23 protein-coding genes are annotated in these 19957 nt (G+C 63.2%); 16 read left to right on the forward strand and 7 right to left on the reverse strand.

Features of this window, described 5'->3' with window-relative positions; translation table 11 throughout:
- Positions 1 to 85 precede the first annotated feature (85 nt).
- Both AB4083_RS15195 and AB4083_RS15200 read right to left on the reverse strand, forming a co-directional pair.
- Positions 86 to 1129: a FecR family protein gene (locus AB4083_RS15195; RefSeq protein WP_441608919.1), complete on the reverse strand. Its 1044-nt coding sequence runs from the start codon at positions 1127 to 1129 to the stop codon at positions 86 to 88.
- On the reverse strand, positions 1122 to 1637 hold the full coding sequence (locus AB4083_RS15200; RefSeq protein ID WP_441608920.1) for an RNA polymerase sigma factor: 516 nt from the start codon (positions 1635 to 1637) through the stop codon (positions 1122 to 1124). Before AB4083_RS15200 ends, AB4083_RS15195 begins: the two co-directional genes overlap by 8 nt.
- A gap of 378 nt (positions 1638 to 2015) precedes the next feature.
- Between AB4083_RS15200 and glnA the strand changes: the two genes are divergently transcribed.
- The gene (gene glnA / locus AB4083_RS15205) at positions 2016 to 3425 is read left to right on the forward strand and encodes a type I glutamate--ammonia ligase (RefSeq protein ID WP_441608921.1); all 1410 of its coding nucleotides are present in this window, start codon (positions 2016 to 2018) and stop codon (positions 3423 to 3425) included.
- A 107-nt stretch (positions 3426 to 3532) separates the two neighbouring features.
- Here the strand turns inward: glnA and AB4083_RS15210 are convergent, their stop codons facing one another.
- The 3 genes from AB4083_RS15210 to AB4083_RS15220 all read right to left on the reverse strand — a co-directional run bounded on the left by AB4083_RS15210 (position 3533) and on the right by AB4083_RS15220 (position 6998).
- The gene (locus tag AB4083_RS15210) at positions 3533 to 4474 is read right to left on the reverse strand and encodes a hypothetical protein (protein WP_441608922.1); all 942 of its coding nucleotides are present in this window, start codon (positions 4472 to 4474) and stop codon (positions 3533 to 3535) included.
- Entirely contained in the window at positions 4464 to 5585 is a 1122-nt protein-coding gene (locus AB4083_RS15215; RefSeq protein ID WP_441608923.1) for a type IV toxin-antitoxin system AbiEi family antitoxin, read from the reverse strand. Before AB4083_RS15215 ends, AB4083_RS15210 begins: the two co-directional genes overlap by 11 nt.
- Positions 5586 to 5795: 210 nt before the next feature.
- A complete protein-coding gene (locus AB4083_RS15220) occupies positions 5796 to 6998 on the reverse strand; it encodes an MFS transporter (protein ID WP_441608924.1) in 1203 nt (400 codons plus the stop codon).
- 107 nt (positions 6999 to 7105) lie between these two features.
- On the opposite strand from AB4083_RS15220, the gene AB4083_RS15225 reads away from it, so the two are divergent.
- From AB4083_RS15225 to AB4083_RS15295, 15 genes are all read left to right on the forward strand, one after another.
- Positions 7106 to 8101 (forward strand): AraC family transcriptional regulator, encoded by a 996-nt coding sequence (locus tag AB4083_RS15225; protein ID WP_441608925.1) that lies wholly within the window; start codon positions 7106 to 7108, stop codon positions 8099 to 8101.
- Positions 8098 to 8526: a glutamine amidotransferase-related protein gene (locus AB4083_RS15230; RefSeq protein WP_441608926.1), complete on the forward strand. Its 429-nt coding sequence runs from the start codon at positions 8098 to 8100 to the stop codon at positions 8524 to 8526. The genes AB4083_RS15225 and AB4083_RS15230 overlap by 4 nt, the downstream gene beginning before the upstream one ends.
- Positions 8527 to 8553: 27 nt before the next feature.
- The gene (locus AB4083_RS15235) at positions 8554 to 8793 is read left to right on the forward strand and encodes a hypothetical protein (RefSeq protein WP_441608927.1); all 240 of its coding nucleotides are present in this window, start codon (positions 8554 to 8556) and stop codon (positions 8791 to 8793) included.
- Positions 8794 to 8923: 130 nt separating this feature from the next.
- On the forward strand, positions 8924 to 11134 hold the full coding sequence (locus tag AB4083_RS15240) for a beta-glucosidase (RefSeq protein ID WP_441608928.1): 2211 nt from the start codon (positions 8924 to 8926) through the stop codon (positions 11132 to 11134).
- A gap of 73 nt (positions 11135 to 11207) precedes the next feature.
- A complete protein-coding gene (locus AB4083_RS15245) occupies positions 11208 to 11696 on the forward strand; it encodes a hypothetical protein (protein WP_441608929.1) in 489 nt (162 codons plus the stop codon).
- A 70-nt stretch (positions 11697 to 11766) separates the two neighbouring features.
- Positions 11767 to 12243: a DUF7336 domain-containing protein gene (locus AB4083_RS15250; protein WP_441608930.1), complete on the forward strand. Its 477-nt coding sequence runs from the start codon at positions 11767 to 11769 to the stop codon at positions 12241 to 12243.
- 16 nt (positions 12244 to 12259) lie between these two features.
- Positions 12260 to 12754 carry a hypothetical protein gene (locus AB4083_RS15255; protein WP_441608931.1) on the forward strand — a complete coding sequence of 165 codons (495 nt, stop codon included), beginning with the start codon at positions 12260 to 12262 and terminating at the stop codon, positions 12752 to 12754.
- The gene (locus tag AB4083_RS15260; RefSeq protein WP_441608932.1) at positions 12754 to 13101 is read left to right on the forward strand and encodes a hypothetical protein; all 348 of its coding nucleotides are present in this window, start codon (positions 12754 to 12756) and stop codon (positions 13099 to 13101) included. Before AB4083_RS15255 ends, AB4083_RS15260 begins: the two co-directional genes overlap by 1 nt.
- Entirely contained in the window at positions 13061 to 13477 is a 417-nt protein-coding gene (locus tag AB4083_RS15265; protein WP_441608933.1) for a hypothetical protein, read from the forward strand. The genes AB4083_RS15260 and AB4083_RS15265 overlap by 41 nt, the downstream gene beginning before the upstream one ends.
- 58 nt (positions 13478 to 13535) lie before the next feature.
- A complete protein-coding gene (locus tag AB4083_RS15270) occupies positions 13536 to 13964 on the forward strand; it encodes a hypothetical protein (protein WP_441608934.1) in 429 nt (142 codons plus the stop codon).
- Between the two features lie 11 nt (positions 13965 to 13975).
- On the forward strand, positions 13976 to 14260 hold the full coding sequence (locus AB4083_RS15275) for a hypothetical protein (protein WP_441608935.1): 285 nt from the start codon (positions 13976 to 13978) through the stop codon (positions 14258 to 14260).
- Positions 14261 to 14284: 24 nt separating this feature from the next.
- The gene (locus AB4083_RS15280) at positions 14285 to 14698 is read left to right on the forward strand and encodes a hypothetical protein (protein ID WP_441608936.1); all 414 of its coding nucleotides are present in this window, start codon (positions 14285 to 14287) and stop codon (positions 14696 to 14698) included.
- Positions 14699 to 14717: 19 nt separating this feature from the next.
- The gene (locus AB4083_RS15285) at positions 14718 to 15167 is read left to right on the forward strand and encodes a hypothetical protein (protein WP_441608937.1); all 450 of its coding nucleotides are present in this window, start codon (positions 14718 to 14720) and stop codon (positions 15165 to 15167) included.
- 59 nt (positions 15168 to 15226) lie between these two features.
- Entirely contained in the window at positions 15227 to 15463 is a 237-nt protein-coding gene (locus AB4083_RS15290) for a DUF7336 domain-containing protein (RefSeq protein WP_441608938.1), read from the forward strand.
- A gap of 14 nt (positions 15464 to 15477) precedes the next feature.
- The gene (locus AB4083_RS15295; protein WP_441608939.1) at positions 15478 to 15921 is read left to right on the forward strand and encodes a hypothetical protein; all 444 of its coding nucleotides are present in this window, start codon (positions 15478 to 15480) and stop codon (positions 15919 to 15921) included.
- A gap of 105 nt (positions 15922 to 16026) precedes the next feature.
- Here AB4083_RS15295 and AB4083_RS15300 read toward each other — a convergent pair whose 3' ends face one another.
- Positions 16027 to 16341 carry a hypothetical protein gene (locus tag AB4083_RS15300; protein ID WP_441608940.1) on the reverse strand — a complete coding sequence of 105 codons (315 nt, stop codon included), beginning with the start codon at positions 16339 to 16341 and terminating at the stop codon, positions 16027 to 16029.
- A 743-nt stretch (positions 16342 to 17084) separates the two neighbouring features.
- Positions 17085 to 19859 (reverse strand): TonB-dependent receptor, encoded by a 2775-nt coding sequence (locus tag AB4083_RS15305; RefSeq protein ID WP_441608941.1) that lies wholly within the window; start codon positions 19857 to 19859, stop codon positions 17085 to 17087.
- Positions 19860 to 19957: the final 98 nt, after the last annotated feature.

The following is a 19957-nucleotide window of genomic DNA, read 5'->3' on the forward strand; positions in this document are numbered from 1 at the left end:
CGGCGCTGCACACGCATCGCCGCCACATAACCTCTACGAGTGCCCGGCGCGCCAGTCGGGTACCGCCGATTCGATGAATTTTTTCTTACAGCTTGCGCGTAATACGAATGTCATCCGCGCCGCGCTGCACGCGCACGCCGGGCAAGCTGCCCAGATAGGCCACGAATGCTTCCGGGTCGCGCGCGTGGAAACGGCCGCTGATGCGGGTGGTGGCCAGCGCCGGGTCGTCGATGCGCAACGGCTTGCCGCCGTAGGCGTCGAAGCGGCGCGCCACGTCGCCCACCGTGCTGTGTTCGAAATGGATATCGGCCGGCAACCAGGCGGTGTGCTGTGCCAGGTCGGCCCGTCGTTCCAGCGCAGCGAGGTGGCCGCCGGTTATTTCCGCGTACTGGCCGGCGCGCAGGTCGGCCAGTGCTTCCGGTCGTGCGGTCCGTGGTTCGCCCGGCCAGATGCGCACTTCGCCGCTGATCACCGCGACGCTGGCGCCATCCGCGGTGCGGTGCGCGTCGAAGACGGTGCCGACATCTTCCAGCACCTGCGGGCCCACGCCGACGCGCAGCGGACGCGACGGATCCTTGCCTACGTCGAACAACGCGCCGCCGCGCAGCAGTTCGAAGCGGCGCTGCGTGCCGTCGTAGCGCACGGCTACGGCGCTGCCGCGGTCGAGTTGCAGCAGGGTGCCGTCGTCGAGGGCGAGCTGGCGCACTTCGCCGGCGGCGCCATAGACGTCCATCGGTGCAGGCATGTCGCGCAGGAAGGCGGCGCCGCCGATCAGCGCCACCGCGCAGGCGGCCAGGGCCTGTTGCCACCATGGCGTGCCGGTGCGGCGCGTCGGCGCTGCCGAGGGCGCACGTGGCAGCAGCGGACGCAGCGGCACCACCGCGCGTTCGGTCGCGGCCAGTTCGGTGAGCGCGGCGGTGTCCAGCGATTCGAGCGCGGCGGCGGCGCCCAGGTCGCCGTGCAGGCGGGCCATGCCGAGGTATTCGGAGACATGCAGCGGCGATTGCCGCAGCCAGGCGAGGAAGCGCGTGCGCTGTGCCGCGTCCAGTCCTTCGCGCTGCTCCAGGTACCACTCGGCGGCCTGTTCGGCGACGCGGCGCAGCAGGCGCGGATCGACGGCGTCAGTCATAGCGCGCCATCCCGATGCGGCACGCGGCCAGCGCCTTGACGATGTATTTCTTCACCATGTTCGAGGACACGCCAAGGCGTTCGCCGATCTCGCGATAGCCCAGTTCGTCGCGGTAGTGCATGACCAGCACCGCGCGGCAGCGCGGGGTAAGCCGGGCAATCAGTTCGCCGAGCCGGCGGCGGCGCAGTTCGCGGTCCACGTCGGCCGCCGCTTCGCAGGGAATCGCCAGCCGTTCCAGCACGTGTTCCAGCGCATCGCCGCTCACCGGTGCGCGCTGGCGCAGCGTGGCGTGCTCGCGCAACAGGTTGGAGGCGATGGTGAACAGGTAGGCCTCGGGGTTGCGGATGTCCTGTGCACCGTGCCGGTCCGCGCGCAGCAGGCGCAGGTAGACCTCCTGCACCAGGTCCTGCGCATCCCAGGCATGCGCGGTGCGCCTGAGGAAATAGCGGTTGAGGGTGTCGCGCTGTTCCTCGAACAGGCGCGACAGCCCGGCGGCGGGGTCGGTCACGGGCGCTCGCAGCGCGAGATGGATGGGCGCGGGACGCTAGTGGGCGGGAGTGACGGTGGTATGACGTCGCAGGTTGGGGTGAGCCGGAGGCGAACCCCAACAACCCCGCACCGCCATGTTGGGGTTCGCCTCCGGCTCACCCCAACCTACGCGGGCGGCTTGGACTCGGGCTAGGATGGCGGACGTTGTCGGCGAGGGAGTGCATTCAGCCTTCTTGGTGCAATTGCGCTTCGGGATCAGCCCCAATATGGTGCAATGCGACCACCTTGCTTCACGTCGTCCTTACGCAAGTAACTGATCCGGCTTGGCTCCATCCGCTGGCATGGAGTTTGCCAAAGAGCGAATTGTTTCCACGTCCCCACCCATTCGAGGTTCGTCATGTCCGCCCAGAAAGTGCTCGACCTGATCCAGGAACACGACGTCGAGTTCGTCGACTTCCGTTTCGCCGACATGCTTGGCAAGCACCACCATGTCACCTTCCCGGCGCACAGCATCGACGAGTCGACTTTCGAAGACGGCAAGATGTTCGACGGCTCCTCGATCGCCGGCTGGAAGGGCATCAACGAGTCGGACATGATCCTGCTGCCCGACCCGGACACCGCCTACCTCGACCCGTTCAGCGGCCACACCCAGATGGTCCTGCACTGCGACGTGCTCGAACCCAGCACCATGCAGGCCTACGGCCGCGACCCGCGCTCGATCGCCAAGCGCGGCGAAGCCTTCCTGAAGTCCACCGGCATCGCCGACACCGCTTTCTTCGGTCCGGAGCCGGAATTCTTCATCTTCGATTCCGTGCGCTGGCAGAACGACATGGGCCGCGTGTTCTACGAAATCGGCTCCGAAGAAGCCGCGTGGTCGTCGCGCTACAAGTACGAGGACAACAACACCGGCCACCGTCCGGGCGTGAAGGGCGGCTACTTCCCGGTCAGCCCGGTGGACTCGCTGGGCGACCTGCGCGCCGACATGTGCAAGGTGCTGGAGTCGCTGGGCCAGGTGGTGGAAGTGCACCACCATGAAGTGGCCAATGCGGGCCAGTGCGAGATCGGCGTGAAGTTCAACACGCTGGTGCAGAAGGCCGACGAGCTGATGACCATGAAGTACGTCATCAAGAACGTGGCCCACCAGAACGGCAAGACCGTCACCTTCATGCCCAAGCCGATCGTCGGCGACAACGGCAGCGGCATGCACGTGCACCAGTCGCTGGCAAAGGACGGCAAGAACCTGTTCGCCGGCGACCTGTACGGCGGCCTGAGCCAGACCGCGCTGTGGTACATCGGCGGCATCTTCAAGCACGCCAAGGCGATCAACGCCTTCGCCAACTCCACCACCAACAGCTACAAGCGCCTGGTGCCGGGCTTCGAAGCGCCGGTGATGCTGGCCTACTCGGCGCGCAACCGTTCGGCGAGCTGCCGCATTCCGTACGTGTCCAACCCGAAGGGCCGCCGCATCGAAGTGCGCTTCCCCGATCCGATGAACTCCGGCTACCTGGTGTTCACCGCGTTGATGATGGCCGGCCTCGACGGCATCATCAACAAGATCGACCCGGGCGCGCCGGCCGACAAGGACCTGTACGACCTGCCGCCGGAAGAAGAGAAGAACATCCCGCAGGTGTGCTCCAGCCTCGACCAGGCGCTGGATTCGCTGGACAAGGACCGCGACTTCCTCAAGGCCGGCGGCGTGTTCACCGACGACTTCATCGACGCCTACATCGCGCTGAAGATGCAGGAAGTCACCCGCTACCGCGCCAGCACGCATCCGCTGGAGTTCCAGATGTACTACGCGCTCTGACCTTCAAGGGTCGGAGTTCTGCGAGGTGATCTGAAGGACTGCTGGAACAGCGATGTTCCAGCAGTTTTTTTATGCGCCCGGATCGACGGAACCGTTTCCCGGCTGCGTCAGGCCTTGTCGCTTTCCATGATGCGTCGCGCGGATTTCCTCGCCTCCTTGAGCAGTACCTCGTACCTGGCAAGAAACCTGCGCACCAGGTTCGCCGCAAAGCGCTGGGCTTCCATCAGCGCCTCCTCGCCAGCGGCGGCGTAGTGGAAGCCGGCGTACTTCACCGGACCGTCGCAGGTATGCGACAGCTCAGGCCGGCTGGGGTGGACGAACGAGAATTGCAGTGCCTCGATGCCGGCATCGACGGCGGCGCCATGCAGGCCCGACAGTTTTTTCCCGACGAACATGCCGGCCATCTCTTCGATGCTTCCTGCGTACTGCAGAACATGGATGAGATCCGCGGCATCCTTGGGCGCATACCGCTGGTTGAGAGCCAGCGCCTTGAGGATGACGAAGGCCGGTACGTCGGCGACGTGAACCTTGCGCGTGAGTACGCCGCCGCCCACCGCCTGCGCCGTCAACTCGCGGGTGATGAACCAGTCGCGCGCAATGCCTGCATGCGGCATCGCCATGGTCGAAACATCTTCGCCCGCCAGCGGCACCTGTTTCGGACGCGACGCATTGCCGCCGTCGCTGAGCAATTCGACCAGTACCGGAATAGCGCCGACCTCGAGACGCCATTGCCATGACGAACTCCTGCCGCCTTCCATATGGCGCCTGAAGCCGCGCTCGATCAGCTGCGCTGCCAGCGAGGCGTAATTCTCTCCATCGCCGATCACCGCCAGGTCCAGCACGATGTCCACGTCGGTGGTGCCCGCATGGGCCGGCACTTCCGGAGGATTCGCTGGCGTCAGATAGCGCGGCGCAAGGCCGCCGATCAATCGCAAGTCATCACCCAAAGTGCCAAAGGCGCCGAGCAAGCTGATGAGTGCCTGTTCGCATGCGCCGGTGACTTCTTCGCCATATCCGTCGGCGGTGCGAGGCTTGTTTTCAGATCCCATCGGCACCCAGCTCCATCTTCATGCGGACGTTGTCGGCGAGCTCTTTGTTTCTGCCCCGTCCGTTGAGCAGATCCAGGTAGAGAATAAAGGGACTGGCTGACCACAGTCCGTCGTCATCGCATGCACGGAACAGCAGGCTGGAGACGTCGCGCTCGATCAGTGTGACGTTGAAGCCTTTGTCCGCGGGTTCCAGATCCAGCTGCTGCGCGAGCCGTGCAGCGTGTCCCGGCGCAACGATGATCTCGGCATCGCTGACCGCGGTGAGCAGCGGCGCATAGGCGTTTGCCGGCGCCGTGCCGGTGAATGCCCAGGGGGACGATGATGCATACGCGGCCAGCGGCTCGGCCACGCGTTGCCGCAGGCTGCCAGGCGTCGGCGGAGCGAAGCAGTACCAGTGGGTGCGCTTCTCGTGCTTCGGAGGCCAGGCCTGCGCCCACGCATCGAGCAGCGCATTGGGCTTGACCAGGCGCCGGCGCCGGGCGGGGCCGGTGCCCTCCGCTTCGCACCACTCCAGCAACTCCAGTTCCTGCAGGACTTTGGAGCAGGTAAAGCCCGTGGTCTGCGCCGACTCGGCCAGTTCGGTCACCTGCAGCCATTTGCGCCTGGAGTGAAGCAAGGCATGCACGACGCTGGCGCGTGCATTCGTAAACAGGTTCATGGCTTTCTGTTTCGGCTTGTGCGCGGGTCCGGCTTCGGCCTGGCGGATGTCGATGATCCAATGCCGCCAGCGCAGGTGCAGCGTGCCCTGCCGGTCGAAGTAGGCGATGCCCTCCCGGCGCAACAGTTCCCGGGCGCCACGGCTGAGTGCTTCGGCGGCGATCAGGGGAATGACCGGCGTGTCGCCGCGCGGCTCGAAGCTCCGGACCTGGGTGATGGCTTGGGCGATGTCCCGCGGATAGGCCTGTCCCAGCAATTCGATGGCGAAGTCGACCGCCTGACCGTCGACGATCAGGCGCAGGTAGAGGTCCAAGTAGCGGCCTGGACTCAACAGGTACTCATCGTGGCGGACGGCCACCTGGCCCCTGGTCGCCTCCAGCAGACCCACCAGGACCGCGTCGGCCAAGGAATGGGGGGGGGCACGCTCAGACGTTCCCGCAAGGTTTTCGCCCATGGCTTGCGCCTTTTTAGTTAAAGTGACTTTTTTAGCTGTACAGCAAATATGGCATATTTAGCTAATATTAGCTAGACAGTGCATTTTAGCTGTTCAGCTAAAATGGCCAAAAGAGCTAAACCAAAAAGTCACCGCACCGGCTTCAAGCGCATGGAACCGACGCCAGATCCAGACATCGACACCCTGCTGGAGGAACGCAAGCGAGGTAGCTCAGGTCACCGCGGCGGCGGTCCTCGCGCGAAAGCCGAGGACCACCATCGCTACTGCACCGAACAACACCAGCGCACTGCCCGCGAACACCCCGCGCGCGCCGCCGGCATCGAAGATCACGCCGCCGATCGCCGCGCCCAGGCTGATCGCCAACTGCACGGCCGCCACGATCAACCCGCCGCCGCTTTCGGCCTGGTCCGGCACCGTGCGCGTGATCCAGGTCGACCACGCCACCGGCACGCCGCCGAAGGCCATGCCCCATAGCGCGATCAGTGCGGCGTGCGCCGCCGGCAAGCGGCCGAGCGTGACCAGGCCGATCGCGACCAGCCCCATCAGCAGCGGCATGCCCAGCAGCATCGCGCGCAGGTTGCGTTCCAGCACCAGGCCGGCGAGCGAGGTGCCGACGAAGTTGGCGATGCCGAAGCCGAGCAGGATCGCGGACAGGCCGCTCACACCCACGCCGGTGACGGTTTCCAGGAACGGCCGCAGATAGGTGAAGAACGCGAAGTGGCCGGTGAACACCAGGGTGCAGGCGAGCATGCCGCGGCTCATGCCGGGCCGCTGCAACACCTCGACCAGGGTGCGCAAGCGCGTGGAACCGCTCGGCGCCATCCGCGGCAGAGTAACCAGCTGCCACACCAGCGCCAGCACGCCCAATCCCACCGCGAGCAGGAACACGTTGCGCCAGCCGATCAGCGCGCCGAAGTAACTGCCCATCGGCGCTGCCGCGATAGTGGCCAGCGACACCCCGCTGAACATCAGCGACAGCGCGCGCGGCACCATGTGCTCGGGCACCAGCCGCATCGCGGTGGCCGCCGACATGGTCCAGAAGCCGCCGATGGCGATACCCAGCAACACGCGCCCGGCCAGCACGGCGGCGAGGTTGGGCGCGAACGCCACCAGCAGGTTGGAGACGATCAGCAGCACCGAGAACGCCATCAGCACCCGGCGCCGGTCGATGTTCCGAGTCGCCGCCGAGATCAGCAGGCTGGTGATCATCGCCACCACCGCGGTAGCGGTCACCGCCTGGCCTGCCACGCCTTCGGTGATGCCCAGGCTCGCGGCCATCGGCGTGAGCAGGCTGGCCGGCAGGAATTCCGCCGTGACCAGGCCGAACACGCCCAGCGTGAGAGAGAACACCGCGCCCCAGGCGGGCTTGTCGCGCGCCGTGTCGCGGGCCATCGACTGCATGCCTCCGTCCATCGTGTTTTCCGTTCTTGGTTGTCCAGGAAGGGACGCAGCGTAGGAAAGTGCGTCCGGACGGTCTATGATGCCGGCTCTTCCATGCTTGATCGATCGTCCGGATCACCATGAGCAACCTCCTCCCATCCGCCGCCCCGCACGACCTGGCCAGCGAGCTGCTGCTCGGCATGCGGCTGGTGGGCGTGCAGTACCGGCGCATCGAGGTTTCGGCGCCGTTCGGGCTGGCCTTCGGCGAGGAGCCGGGGCGTGCGCAGTTCCATTTCGTGGCGCGCGGGCCGGTGTTTCTGCGCAGCCCCGACGGCACCGTGCATCGGCTCGATACCAGCGCCGCCGTGCTGTTGCCGCGTGGCGGCGCGCACCATCTGCTGTCCGATCCCGAGCCGAAGCACGCTTGCAAGGACGTAACCACGCTGAGCGCCACCGACTTGTGCCCGACCGTGCGCGGCTGTGCGGATATCGGCGTGTGCCACGGCGACAGCACGCTGGTCTTCAGCGGCTGTATGGAATTCGATCTGGGTGGCATGCAATCGCTGGTGGCTGCGATGCCCGAAGCGATGCTGGTCGGCACCTTGCTGGAGCGCAATCCGGAACTGTGCGCGATGCTCGACGCGATGGAGCGCGAGTCGCTGTCCCCGCGCGCCGGCTCCGCCGGCATTCTGGCGCGGCTGGCCGATGTGGTGTCGGCGTTTATCGTGCGCGGCTGGGTGGAATGCGGCTGCGGCGATGCCACTGGTTGGGTGGAAGCGCTGCGCGATCCGCGCCTGGGCAAGGTGCTGGTGGCGCTGCATCGCGAGCCCGGCCGCCACTGGACGGTGGCCGAACTGGCCGCGCAGATGGACAGCTCGCGCTCCGTCTTCGCCGAACGCTTCCTCGCCGTCACCGGCATGACGCCGCTGCGCTATCTCACCGAACTGCGCATGCGCCTGGCCGCGCAGTGGTTAACGCGCGACCGCGAGCCGATCGAGAGCGTGGCGTACAAGCTCGGCTATGGTTCGCTGGCGGCGTTCAGCCGCGCGTTCAAGCGTGTGGTGGGGCGACCGCCCGGCGCGCTGCGTGGACACGCGCCGGGGGAAACCCGCAACGCCAAGGAGTCGACTGCATGACACGTACCGCACTGGCGATTCGCCACGTCGCGTTCGAAGACCTTGGCTTGCTCGCGCCTTTGCTGGCGGAACGCGGTTACGAGGTGCGTTATCTGGAAGCCGGTGTCGATGCGATCGACGCGGGCACGCTGGACGCAGCCGATCTGGTGGTGGTGCTTGGCGGGCCGATCGGTGTCTACGAAGTCGAGCACTACCCCTTTCTTGCCGGCGAGCGTGCGGCGATCGCGTCGCGGCTGGCCGCACGCAAGCCAACGCTGGGCATTTGCCTGGGTGCGCAACTGATCGCGCAGGCGCTTGGTGCCGAGGTGGTGTCGACTGGGAAGGTGGAGATCGGTTTCGGTGCGTTGACGCTGACCGCTGAAGGTCGCGCCTCCGTGCTGAAAGATATCGGCGAGGTGCCGGTGCTGCATTGGCATGGCGACTAGTTTGCGATTCCCGTCGGCGCGCAGCGCTTGGCGCAGACGCCTGGTTTTCCGAATCAGGCGTTTGCCATCGACCAGCATGTGCTTGGCTTGCAGTTCCATCTGGAAGTAGAGGCTGCGCAGTTGGAGCGTTGGTTGATCGGGCATGCGCACGAGTTGGCCTCGCATCGGATTGATCCGAATTCGATACGTCGCGATGCAGCCATGCAGGGCGCAACGCTCACCCGTGCAGCGCGGGGAATCTTTGCCGCATGGCTGGATGGGCTGTGATGATTTCCGCCAAAGTCATGATGATTTTTATCAACGCGGTCGTGACCTCGACGGACAACTGATCGCCCGGCGTGCATACTCCGCCTCCTCGGCCATCGCACCGCAGCGATGCCATTGCGGAGGACAAGGGATGAAACGCAAAGCCGGCAACGCACTGCGCTGCGCCATCGTGTTCGGACTGGCCGGCTGGATCGGCCTTGCCATGGCGCAACAGGCGCCGACTGCGCACCCATGGAGCGACGCCAGGCTTTCTCCCGACCAGCGCGCCGACCTGCTGCTGAAGCAACTTACGCAGGACGACAAGTTCCACCTTATCCGCAGCTACTTCGCCGGCCCGCGCAAGCCGGAAGACAAGCCGGTGCCGCCGGGTTATATCGGTTCGGCCGGCTATATCCCCGCGATCGAGCGGCTGGGTATTCCCGCCATACAGGAAAGCGATGCCGGCCTTGGCGTGGCCAGCTCAGAGCGCATGCGCCCCGGCGATTACGCCACGCCGCTACCGGCCGGCCCCGTCACCGCCGCCACCTGGGACCCGAAAGTGGCCTTCCGCGGCGGCGCGATGATCGGCGGTGAAGCGCACGCCAAGGGTTTCAACGTATTGCTGGCCGGCGGCACCAACCTGATGCGCGAGCCGCGCAACGGCCGCAACTTCGAATACGCCGGCGAAGACCCGCTGCTGGCCGGCACCCTGGTGGGCGAGGCGATCCGCGGTATCGAGAGCCAGCACGTGGTGTCCACCATCAAGCATTTCGCCTTGAACGACCAGGAAACCGGCCGCACCACCGTCGACGTGCGCATCGGCGAGCAGGCGATGCGCGAATCCGACCTGCTGGCTTTCGAGCTGGCGATCGAGCGCGGCAAGCCCGGCTCGGTGATGTGCTCGTACAACAAGCTCAACGGCGACTGGGCCTGCGAGAACGACTATCTGCTCAACCAGGTGTTGAAGCGCGATTGGAAGTACCCCGGCTTCGTGATGTCCGACTGGGGTGGCGTGCATAGCGCGGCGAAGGCGGTGAATGCGGGGCTGGATCAGGAATCCGCCGCCGAAATCTTCGACAAGCAGATCTATTTCGATGCACCGCTGCGCGAAGCGCTGGCGAAGGGCGAGGTGAAGCAATCGCGCATCGACGACATGACGCGGCGCATCCTGCGCAGCTTCTTTGCGGCCGGCGTGTTCGAGCATCCGGCGAAGAAGGCGCCGATCGACGAGAAGGCCAACCTTGCCGTGGCGCGCGAAACATTGGAGGCAGGCGCGGTGCTGTTACGCAACGAGAATGGCTTGTTGCCGCTCGATGTGGCCAAGCTGGAATCGATGGCGGTGATCGGTGCGCATGCCGACAAGGGCGTGCTGGCCGGTGGCGGTTCGTCGCTGGTGACGGCCAAGGGTGGCAATGCGGTGCCGGGTTTGAAACCGACCGATTGGCCGGGCCCCGTGACGTACCACCCGTATGCGCCGCTGAAGGCGCTGCAGTCGATCGCGCCGAAGGCGAAGGTGCAGTTCGCCGGTGGCGAGGATGTGGCTGCCGCTGCAGCGTTGGCGGCGAAGTCGCAGGTCGCGGTGGTGTTCGTGCAGAAGTGGGCCGGCGAAGATTTCGACGCACGCGATCTGTCGCTGCCCGATGGCCAGGACGCGCTGGTCGCCGCCGTCGCCAAAGCCAACCCACGCACCATCGTGGTGCTGGAAAACGGCAGCCCCGTCGCGATGCCGTGGCTGGAGCAGGTCGGCGCGGTGCTTGAGGTGTGGTATCCCGGCGGCGATGCGGGCAACGGTATTGCCAACATCCTCTCCGGCAAGGTCAATCCCTCCGGCCGCCTGCCGCTGAGCTGGCCACGCGATGTATCGCAGCTGCCGCGACCGGAGCTGCCGGGTGCAGGTGGCGGCACGCCGCCGGAGAGCGTGGATTACGCGATCGAAGGTGCGAATGTCGGTTATCGCTGGTATCAGTCGAAGGATCTGCAGCCGCTGTTCCCGTTCGGCTACGGGCTTTCGTACACCACGTTCGAGCATGGGCCGGTCAAGGTCGAAGTGCTGGGCGGAAAGGTGACGGCCACGGCGACAGTGCGCAATACCGGCAAGCGCGCCGGTGCCGATGTGGCCCAGGTTTATGTGCAGGTGCCCGGCTCCAAGGCGCGGCGTCTTGCGGGTTTCGCCAAGGTGTTTCTCAAGCCGGGTGAGCAGCGGGCGTTGAGTATTCCGCTGGAGCACAAGCTGCTGGCGGATTTCGATACGACGAAGCATGGGTGGGTGGTCCGTGGGGGTGAGTTCGTGGTGAGCGAGGGGCGTTCGTCCGCTGATCTTGGTAAGCCGGCAGTGGTGCAGCTTCCAGGCGACTCGCACTGAGCATGAGCCTGCCTTGCTGATTCCAATGCATGTCATCGATGCCCACCCGCATACCCCAGCAATGAGCCGTAACGTGGATTCCCCGTCCAATCGATTTTCCACCTGCGTACGCCGGATACTTACGGGCGCAGTACTGGACGAGATTCGTGTCCACAGCACGCAGATGTGGCTGCGCTTTCTCAGCGATCAGCGGGTGAGCGGCAAGCTTGTGTACGTCGATCTGGTGTTTGGATGCGCGGCTTACCTTGTCGACGCGGCACACCCTGGCGATCTGGCCGAGTTCGATTTCTTCGAGCAAAGGTCCGTGCTCCTGGCGAACCTTTATCGATGCATCGGGCATGAAATGGCCGGTGCCGAGGTTGCCGATGACGGTCGTTTGCGCATCGATGTGGGCAACGGCAAGGCGCTGATTCTGCGGCCCTCAGAACAGGATCTTGGGGATGATGATTCGGTGTGGCGTTTGTCGGTGGAAGACAAGCCGGGTGATACGGATGACCTTCCGTACGTCTACTGCGTTGCCAATGGCGAGGGGTTCGAGGTGGGATCTGGCCGCAAGCTGTAAGGGTGAGCGTCAAAGAGGGTAGCGGTAGAATCTCCAGCATTCCCGTGACCATGTTCGGACGGAAGCTGCTATGAGGCATGTGCTGCCGGTCAACTTCAATAATGCGGACGCCGATGGCGTCGTGCGGTTGAACACCAGGGGCGTGCTGAAGGCCCTGGGTGAGCTGTCATGGGCACTGACCGAAGGTGCGGAAGTCTTCATAACAGACGGCGAAATCCACGCGAGCGCCGTAGTTCAGCTGAGCGACGGCATCTGGATTGCGCGGGTTACCCAATGGTTGGATGAACCGTTTGATACGAAACGCGAGACCCTGTGCGAGCAGAAGATCTACCTTCTCCAGCACTGCCGCAAAAATGCGGACCGCGAAGACGACTACAAGATGATCGGCGCGTATGGGACTGCAGAGGCCGCGGAAGAAGCCATGGCCAGGGCGGTCCAGCGGCCGGTATTCAAGGACTATCCGGATGACTTCCAGATCGTTGAATATGTTCTCGGGCAAGATCATTGGGTCGACGGTTTCTTTGTTTGGACACCGGACTCCGAGTAACTGGGGGCTAAGTGAAATGAAGACCATCATCGCTCTGCTGCTCGCGGTGTGCTCCGGTAGTGCCATGGACGGCAACGTCGACAGGTTCTGCTTCAAGCTCGGCGATATCAAAGAACAGGTATGCGCCGTATCGATCAGCACACTCATAGCCAACGGCCAGGACTTCGATGGTCGCCTGGTTTCTGTCAACGGCTACTTCGCTTACGCCGACATTCCCATGCTGTTCGCCACGAAGGATTCGTTCATGTCGTCGAACGTGGCCGATGGCGTGGCGGTGAGCATGCCGAAGAACCCGAGGCTCGCATCGAAGCTGTATGGCCTGGATCATGGCTTTATCCAGATCATGGGGCGATACAGCGCGAAGCCTGTCGACACGACGAGGTATCAGGCCTATAGGACGGGTGGGCGGATTGCCGAGATCGAATCGGTGGGGGCGGCTACGACCCCGTGGGGCTATACGGGGACGGCGCCATACCAGCCGGGAAAGAGCACAGAGCGGGGAGCGGAGTGATGTTTATCCCTTCGCTAAGCCTGTGCGATGGCGTCCTGATCAGAAGAAAGAGCCTGTTCAAGCAACATAAGATGCTGATCTCTTCGGTTGCGAAGATTATGGCGATCAACCGGGATGCGCTGACTCATGATGAAGTGCTTATAGCCTTCATCAGCGCTACTGGAGAGCAGTTGATGGTCTCGGAACTTGAGAAGGATTTCCACCTGACCATGGATTCGATATGCAAGCTTTTCGTTGGCATGAAGCCGTGGAGAGACATCGAGGAAGGTGCGCCACTCGAATTCAGAAGCCTGGTTCTATGGGAGCGTGAAGTTCAGCTTGATGATGTGCTTCGGCGCCAAGAATGATCGGCGGCGCCGAGCGGATGCTTTCTTTTGCCAGGATCAACAAATAATGGGACATGTCTGGTCGGAGCAAGTAGACGCCATCCTGGCGGCTGGCCGAAACCTGGATGGTATCGGGGTACGTAACTGGGCGTTGGCGCGGGAAGATGCATTGCTTGCCTTGGAGCGGTTACGGGAGATTGGTGTGGCAGTGCTTGGCGGTGATGTCTACGTGGTGTCGGGGAAGGCGGTTGTTCCAAGTTACGACAATTGGCATTGCGATCAGGATGCCGGAGAAGTCGCGGCTGATTTTCTAAGCCGTAGTATCGATAGTGCCAGGAGCTACATTTCCAGCTATGGTTCTGCGGAAGCCATGTTTGCCATAGTGCCGTCGATTTGAAGGGGTGGCAGCCAGTCGATGGCTGCATGCAAGTGGCTTCTCCAGGGGGATGCAGCAAGTGAGGAAACTCGTCTGTCTGTTTGCAGCTGCTTTGCTGCTGCAATGCGCGGCTGCCCAGCGTGCGTATGGCGATGAGCTTCCCGTCGTAACACCGAGGCAGCTCAACGCGAACCCCGATGCTTACGATCGCCGTTACGTGCGCGTGCGCGGCTACGTTGTCGTGGCTTTCGAGCAAAGATATCTGGTTGAAGATGCTGAGAGCTACCTGTCCTGGCCGAGCGACAAGGTATGCATATCCCTGGTCAGCTACGCGAATCCACTGTCGAAGCGCGGGCCGGGGCTTGAGAATATGAAGATGCAGGTGGTCACCGGGGTCTTCATCAAAGACATCGATCAAACCCATGTGCTGTACATGGGGGCATGTAATAAAACCGGGATTGACCTTGATACCCGGCCCGGTAGGAAACAGGGGCACGACATGAGGTAGGGAGGTAGGGGGTGGGATTCTATGCAGTCATGGTTACTGGGAGTGGTATTCGTCTGGCGCTTGACGATGGGTACATCGCCATCGGCTTCTTTACAACACGCTATGTAGCTGCGCAAAACGGAGAGCTGGCTGTCATGGCTATGCTCGACAACTTGCGCAAGGAGTGGGCGAGTGGAGCCTTGGGTGACGTCGATGAAGCGGGTGTGCCGGAGTTGGCCGTGGAGAGCTGCGACAGGATCGGCTTCCTGAAATGGCTGCGCCGACCGTCTGGCTATACTTTTTACCCGGCACGGTAAGAAAGGAACGGCATTGCCATTCGCATGAGCAAACGATTTCTCTTCGATGCTTCTCTGAGAGTTCGTCATTCTTCCATGAGCGCACAGCAGGTCGTCGACATCTTTGATTGGAATCCGCATGTCGCTCATTCCGTGCATGAGCAACGTAGGACAAAGGCCGGGAATGAACTGCCTGGCCGTCACAAGGAAACCTTTGTGAGCTTCTCATTGGAGATCGAAGACCATAGGTTCCCGGAGGATTTCCTCTCGGCGCACTTGGCCGAATCGAACTCGGCGGAGCAGCTGGCGATTAAGCGTGCGATAGCTGCAGGCTGCGATGTGGCTTACACCTTTGGTATTTCGTGCCCTGGGGACAGTGGGTTCGAGCTGGATGCGAACTTGATTGAGGCGATTCGCGCAACGGGTGCCTCGCTATCGTTCTATATCTATGGCTTCTGATAGAGCATTGAACGCGTCCATGGGGCTTGAGTATCCGAGGGATCGCGACCTGCTTTGGATGGCGTCGGATGCCAAGGGTCATGTGGGCGTCTTTCTCACTGCTGGCCAGGGACCCATTCCCACGCAGGTGCTATCAAGGCTTGAAGAGCTTTGCGAGACGGAGGAAGAGATCAGCCACCTTCGTCGCTTAGGTGGGCACCGGCTTTTAGTCTCTGTGCCGAAGCCTGACGATTTGATCGCGTTGGCGGAGCAAGGTTTCTTCGTATACGACTGGCAGGATGCACATCGAAGCGCCGCCAATGCCTCACATCGCTATGAGCTGGTGTCGATACCTGACAATCCGGTTCTGATCGGCGACTTGCAAGAACGACTAGCAGGACTGGCGGTGGCGCTTGAAGGTTTCGATTTCGAACGCGGTGTGGCCTTGGATGTACGTTCAATGGTCGACTGTTGCATGCGCGACAGTTGATAGCTTTCGCGAGAGCAAGGGCAGGGGGAGCCATGTCGTCCGACGGGGAACGTCAGGCCATGAGCGAGCAGAAGATCTATCTGCTCCAGCATTGCCGCGAAAATGCAGATGGGGAAGATGAGTACAAAATGGTCGGTGCGTACGCGACCGCGGAGGCTGCGGAAGAAGCCAGGGCCCGGGCGGTGCTAAGGCCGGGGTTCAAGGACTATCCGGACGACTTCCTGATCGCTGAGTATGTTCTGGGGCAGGATCATTGGGTGGATGGCTTCTTTGTTTGGACACCGGGCTCGGAATAAGCAAGGAGCGGGACTTGCAGACCATGAACTACTACGAAGAAGAAATCCTCAACGCTTTGGAGGGTGTCGAGAGCGACGTCGTCTGTGTTGAGGGTGGAGCGGACGAGATCTTCTCGCGAATGCTCGAGCGGTATCCGGTGTCTGGATCCAAGATCGATTGGGCGCGGGTTGAGGGTTCTGTCGAAGAGGTGGAGTCGAATCTTGATCTTCAATCGCAGAGGTTTGAGCGGTTCTTTCGCGATGTGATTTCGAGGTTTGGATTGAAGGGGGAGGTTGTCTACGTGGGAGATAGCCTGACGGATTTCTCTTTGTGTGGGTCGAGTGATGGGTTTGGTGGGCTGGTGGGCGCTATTTTCGAGGTGCCGCAGCATCATTATTTTCTTGGTCGTGATCTTGGTTGGTGTATGTGTTTTTCGATGGAAGGGTGCATGAGTTTTGGTTTTTCGGGGCGTTCTTGAAGGGCTTGGGGTTGATGTGATCCTTGGCTCACCACTCCGACTGGCCCCTCACCCCAGCCCTCTCCCCGGCGGGGAGAGGGAGTCCGGAGGTTATCGCTAGATAAATTATTGGCCGTCGCTCTCGGTTTCGATCGTTGCGCGCTCTTCATCGCACACCTGCAGCCACTGCATACGCCCATGTGCTTGCGCCGCGCAGCGTGCGCCCATGTCGATGAAGGCGCCGATGCCTTCCAACATGATCGGCAGGCGACGTGCGTCGACTTTGCGGCGTTCGTGGCCGATTTCCGCCAATAGCTGGATCGCGTTATGTGCGTACCGCAGCCACTCGGAGGCGTCGTTAAGCAGTGCATCCGGACTAGCGTCAGGATCGGAGAAATAATTCGCGTGGCGGGTGATCCAAGGTTCGCCAAAGGTGTTCATAAGCAACTCCTTGCCTAGCGCCGCATCTTCGTTTCCTAAAACGGCACGCCGCCAACAGCTCGGCGTGCCGCCGACCTTACGGACTCGAAGATTCACCGACAGCCCAAAGACTGGGCGCCGGGCGGCTGGATTGAGGAAGTGGGTTGCGGCGTCAGCAGCTTTCGCCGTCGCGCAGGGCGACGTGCCGGGTAGGACGGCTCAGAACATTCCTGCGAAAACTCTTAGGCCGCGGTTCTTCAACCGTGTCCGCGATGTGGGCGGACGGCCTGGATGTTCGGTGGGTGTGTCGTCCTGGGGATCGACGAGCGCGTCGGTGCCGTATGATCTGGGGTAGCCATGATCGACTCTCCTACAGTTGGTGATGGTTAGCGGGTCAGGGGTGCTGGTAACACCCTTGGCTCGCGCTTCTCACAGCATTGCTGCCATGGTTACCCGCGACGCGTCGAAAACACTCCGCGGGTAACAGCTACCAAAGTAGCAAGACGACTTAGCCGCTGTCTTTAGGTGAAATCCGATATTGCGCCCGAGATGAAACCCTTCTCCCTTCGGGAGCACGCGGGGAGCGCACAGGGGTGTGCGCGGCTCTCCTCGCTCATCAAAGCCGGGCACATCCCTGTGCCCTCTTCGCGTGGAGGAGCGAGGAAGGTGGCGGCAGCCGGATGAGGGTTCGGGCGGAGTCGAGTGCACCACTCCGGCCGCACCCTCACCCCAACCCCTCTCCCGGAGGGAGAGGGGCTCTAAGATCAGAACGAATACTTCGCCGTCAGCAACGTCGTCATGCCCGAATCCACCACGTCGGAAATCGCCAGGCTGTTGCGACCGACATGCGACCAATACGTGTAGTTCTTGGTCAGGTTCGAGATCGACAAGTCCACCTGGAAGCCATGCGGGAACGCGTAGCCAGCATGCAGGTCGACGCGCGTCACCGGCCGGATCCACAGGTTGTCCCAAGGCTGGTTCTGCCCGAAGTAATCGTAGGTCGACACATACGAACCGGCGTAGTGATAGCTGAGGTTCACTGAGAAACCGTGCTTCTCGTAGAACAACTCCGCGTTCGCCATCAGCTCCGGCGCGTTCTGGATGCGCTGATGGTGGAAGCCATCCAATCCAAGATCCACCGACGTCCACTGCCGCGTGGCATTGAGGCCCACGCCAAAGCCATCGAACGGCACCGGCATGTCCTGGAACTTCTGCCGCACAGCAGCCTCGACGCCATAGACCTTGCCGTCGCCACCATTCTGCGGCCGCACATACTGGATCGAGCCGGCATCCACCGTGCCCGCATTGACCGGATTGCTGCCCGATTCGTAGATGTAGTTGGACAGGCTCTTGTAGAACAACGCCGTCATCGCATGACCGCCGTGCTGGTTGCCCCACTCACCGGACAGGTCGAAATTCAGCGACTTGATCGGCTTCAGGTTGGGGTTGCCTTCGGTAATCGTGGTCAGGCCGTCGGCCGACACGCTTACCTGCGAACCGCCGCCGAGCTGCACGAAGGCGGGGCGTGTGTAGCTGGTCCAGATCGAGCCGCGATACACCGCGTTGTCGCCACCGCGGTAGTTGACGAGCAGGCTCGGCAGCGGCTCGTCGTAGTGGGTGAAGTTGCGCGCGAAGTGGCCGGTCTGCTCGGCGCCGGTGGCGTCGTGCGGCGTGCTCCAGAAGGTGTTGCGGATGTCGGTATGCTCGAAGCGCAGGCCGGGGATCACTTCCAGATCGCCCCACTTGAAACTGGCCATGGCGTAGGCGGCGCTTACCGTCTCGCGGGCGCGCTGGGTGTTGCAGTTCCAGTTGTTGACGTAGAGGCTGCCGCAGGTGTCCAGGTTGGCATCGGTGACGCGCGAGGCGATCAGGCGCTTGAGCGCAGCCTGGTCGATGGTGGGCACGGCGTAGTCGTAGACGCCGGGGAACACCGACGAGTAGCCGCCATCGATCAGGCCCAGCGAACCGAAGCTGCGGCCGTCGGTGTACTTGGCGGTGGTCCAGTCGCGGTTGGTGAACTCGCGGTGGGCGTCGCTGTACTTCACGCCGAACTGCACGGTGCGCAATGCGCCGTCTTCGAAGTCGTAGCGGGCGTCGAACTTCGCGCCACCTTTCTGCTGGCCACTGAAGGACTCGGTCAACTGGCCCGCGCGGCGCGCGTACATGGTGGCCGCGCTGCTGAGCTGCGCGTTCATCGCGGGCGTCAGCATGGGGTAGGGCAGGTGGTCGGCGCCGTAGCTCATCACCGAACTGGCGCCGTAGGGGAAGTTGGCGGAGCTGTACTGGTCGTTGCGCGCGGAGATTTCGACGTGGTCCGGGCGGTCGTTGTCGCCGAAGCTGTAGAACAGGCTGGGCGACAGCGTCCAGCCGCCCAGGGTCTTGTCGCCGCCGACCTGGAAGGTGGCCAGGTCCGCCTTCTCCGGGTTGGTTTCGTACCAGAAGCGCGTGGCGATGCGGCCGATCACCGGCTGATACAGGCCGGTGCTGCCGATCGGCGCGTAGCTGACGTTGGCGGGGATGATCTGCAGGTAGGTGGTGTTCTGCTCGGTCTTCGCATAGCCGTAGGTGGCGCGGGCGTAGGCGGTGAGCGTGTCGTCCACTTTCCAGTCCAGCGAGACGTTGCCGCCGTAGCGCTTGGTCTGGCCGGAGGAGGTGCCGATGTTCATGCCGGTGCTGAGCAGGTTGCGCACGGGGTCGAAGCCAGGTGCGTTGTCACCCTTGGCCGTGGTGCGTGCGAACTCCCAGGAGCCATCGTTCAATGCCGACGAGGCGGCCGCCGCTTCGCTGTTCACGTAGTTGCGCTTGTCGTAATAAGCGCTGGCATAGATGCCGAACTGCTTTTCCTGGCCGAACTTGCTCTGGAACTCACCCGCCAGGCCGCCGCCCAGGCCGTTGTCGCCGTAGTCGCGGGCGCGGCTTTCCATGCGGCCGCTGGCGGTGACGCTGCCGCTCGTCGGTGCGCTGAAGTCGAACGCGGTGGGCGTGCGGAAATCGATGGTGCCGCCGATCGCATCGCCGTCCATGTCGGCGGTGGAGGTCTTGTTCAACACGATGGTCTGCAGGCCCGACGGCGGCAGCAGGCTGAGCTGCACACCGCGGCTATATGCCATGCCCTGCGCCACGTTCACGCCGTTGATCAGGTTGACGTTGTACTCGGCATTGAGGCCGCGCACCGAGGTGAACATGCCCTCGCCGCGCGAGGCGCCGTCGATGCCGCCGAAGTACGACTGTCCCGTGTTGAACACGTTGACGCCCGGCAGCAGGCCCAGCGCCTCGGCCACGTTGTGCACGGCGGTGTACTTGAGGTCATCCGCGGACAGCACGTTGACCGTGTTGACTGCGTCCATCTGCAGCTGGCTGGCATCGTAGCGATTGGCGGCCACGGTGATCTTGCCGAGCGTGGTCGCGGCGGCGGGTGCGGCGGTGCTGTCCTGCGGGGCGGCGGGTGCGTCGCCGGCGAAAGCCGCGCCGGACAGGGCAGCCGCGGTGATTGCTGCCGCGATCGCGCGCGCCAGCAGGTGGTGTTTGGTCGAACGCATGCAGTACAACTCCGGAGTGGCTCACGTGGGGATGAAGCTCGGCCATGGGGAGTGGCCGAAGGAGCCGGCGAAGCTAGAGTGCGCGCGTGAAAATTCCG

Source organism: Dyella sp. 2RAB6 (assembly GCF_052115385.1).
Classification (GTDB): domain Bacteria; phylum Pseudomonadota; class Gammaproteobacteria; order Xanthomonadales; family Rhodanobacteraceae; genus Dyella_D.

Excerpts from the sequence above, each read along its gene's own strand:
- glnA (WP_441608921.1), top strand. The coding sequence starts at position 2,016 with ATGTCCGCCCAGAAAGTGCTCGACCTGATCCAGGAACACGACGTCGAG.
- AB4083_RS15220 (WP_441608924.1), bottom strand. The coding sequence starts at position 6,998 with ATGGACGGAGGCATGCAGTCGATGGCCCGCGACACGGCGCGCGACAAG.
- AB4083_RS15215 (WP_441608923.1), bottom strand. The coding sequence starts at position 5,585 with ATGGGCGAAAACCTTGCGGGAACGTCTGAGCGTGCCCCCCCCCATTCC.
- AB4083_RS15280 (WP_441608936.1), top strand. The coding sequence starts at position 14,285 with ATGAGCAAACGATTTCTCTTCGATGCTTCTCTGAGAGTTCGTCATTCT.
- AB4083_RS15305 (WP_441608941.1), bottom strand. The coding sequence starts at position 19,859 with ATGCGTTCGACCAAACACCACCTGCTGGCGCGCGCGATCGCGGCAGCA.
- AB4083_RS15300 (WP_441608940.1), bottom strand. The coding sequence starts at position 16,341 with ATGAACACCTTTGGCGAACCTTGGATCACCCGCCACGCGAATTATTTC.
- AB4083_RS15250 (WP_441608930.1), top strand. The coding sequence starts at position 11,767 with ATGAGGCATGTGCTGCCGGTCAACTTCAATAATGCGGACGCCGATGGC.
- AB4083_RS15285 (WP_441608937.1), top strand. The coding sequence starts at position 14,718 with ATGGGGCTTGAGTATCCGAGGGATCGCGACCTGCTTTGGATGGCGTCG.
- AB4083_RS15255 (WP_441608931.1), top strand. The coding sequence starts at position 12,260 with ATGAAGACCATCATCGCTCTGCTGCTCGCGGTGTGCTCCGGTAGTGCC.
- AB4083_RS15240 (WP_441608928.1), top strand. The coding sequence starts at position 8,924 with ATGAAACGCAAAGCCGGCAACGCACTGCGCTGCGCCATCGTGTTCGGA.
- AB4083_RS15210 (WP_441608922.1), bottom strand. The coding sequence starts at position 4,474 with ATGGGATCTGAAAACAAGCCTCGCACCGCCGACGGATATGGCGAAGAA.
- AB4083_RS15260 (WP_441608932.1), top strand. The coding sequence starts at position 12,754 with ATGTTTATCCCTTCGCTAAGCCTGTGCGATGGCGTCCTGATCAGAAGA.
- AB4083_RS15225 (WP_441608925.1), top strand. The coding sequence starts at position 7,106 with ATGAGCAACCTCCTCCCATCCGCCGCCCCGCACGACCTGGCCAGCGAG.
- AB4083_RS15230 (WP_441608926.1), top strand. The coding sequence starts at position 8,098 with ATGACACGTACCGCACTGGCGATTCGCCACGTCGCGTTCGAAGACCTT.
- AB4083_RS15195 (WP_441608919.1), bottom strand. The coding sequence starts at position 1,129 with ATGACTGACGCCGTCGATCCGCGCCTGCTGCGCCGCGTCGCCGAACAG.
- AB4083_RS15290 (WP_441608938.1), top strand. The coding sequence starts at position 15,227 with ATGAGCGAGCAGAAGATCTATCTGCTCCAGCATTGCCGCGAAAATGCA.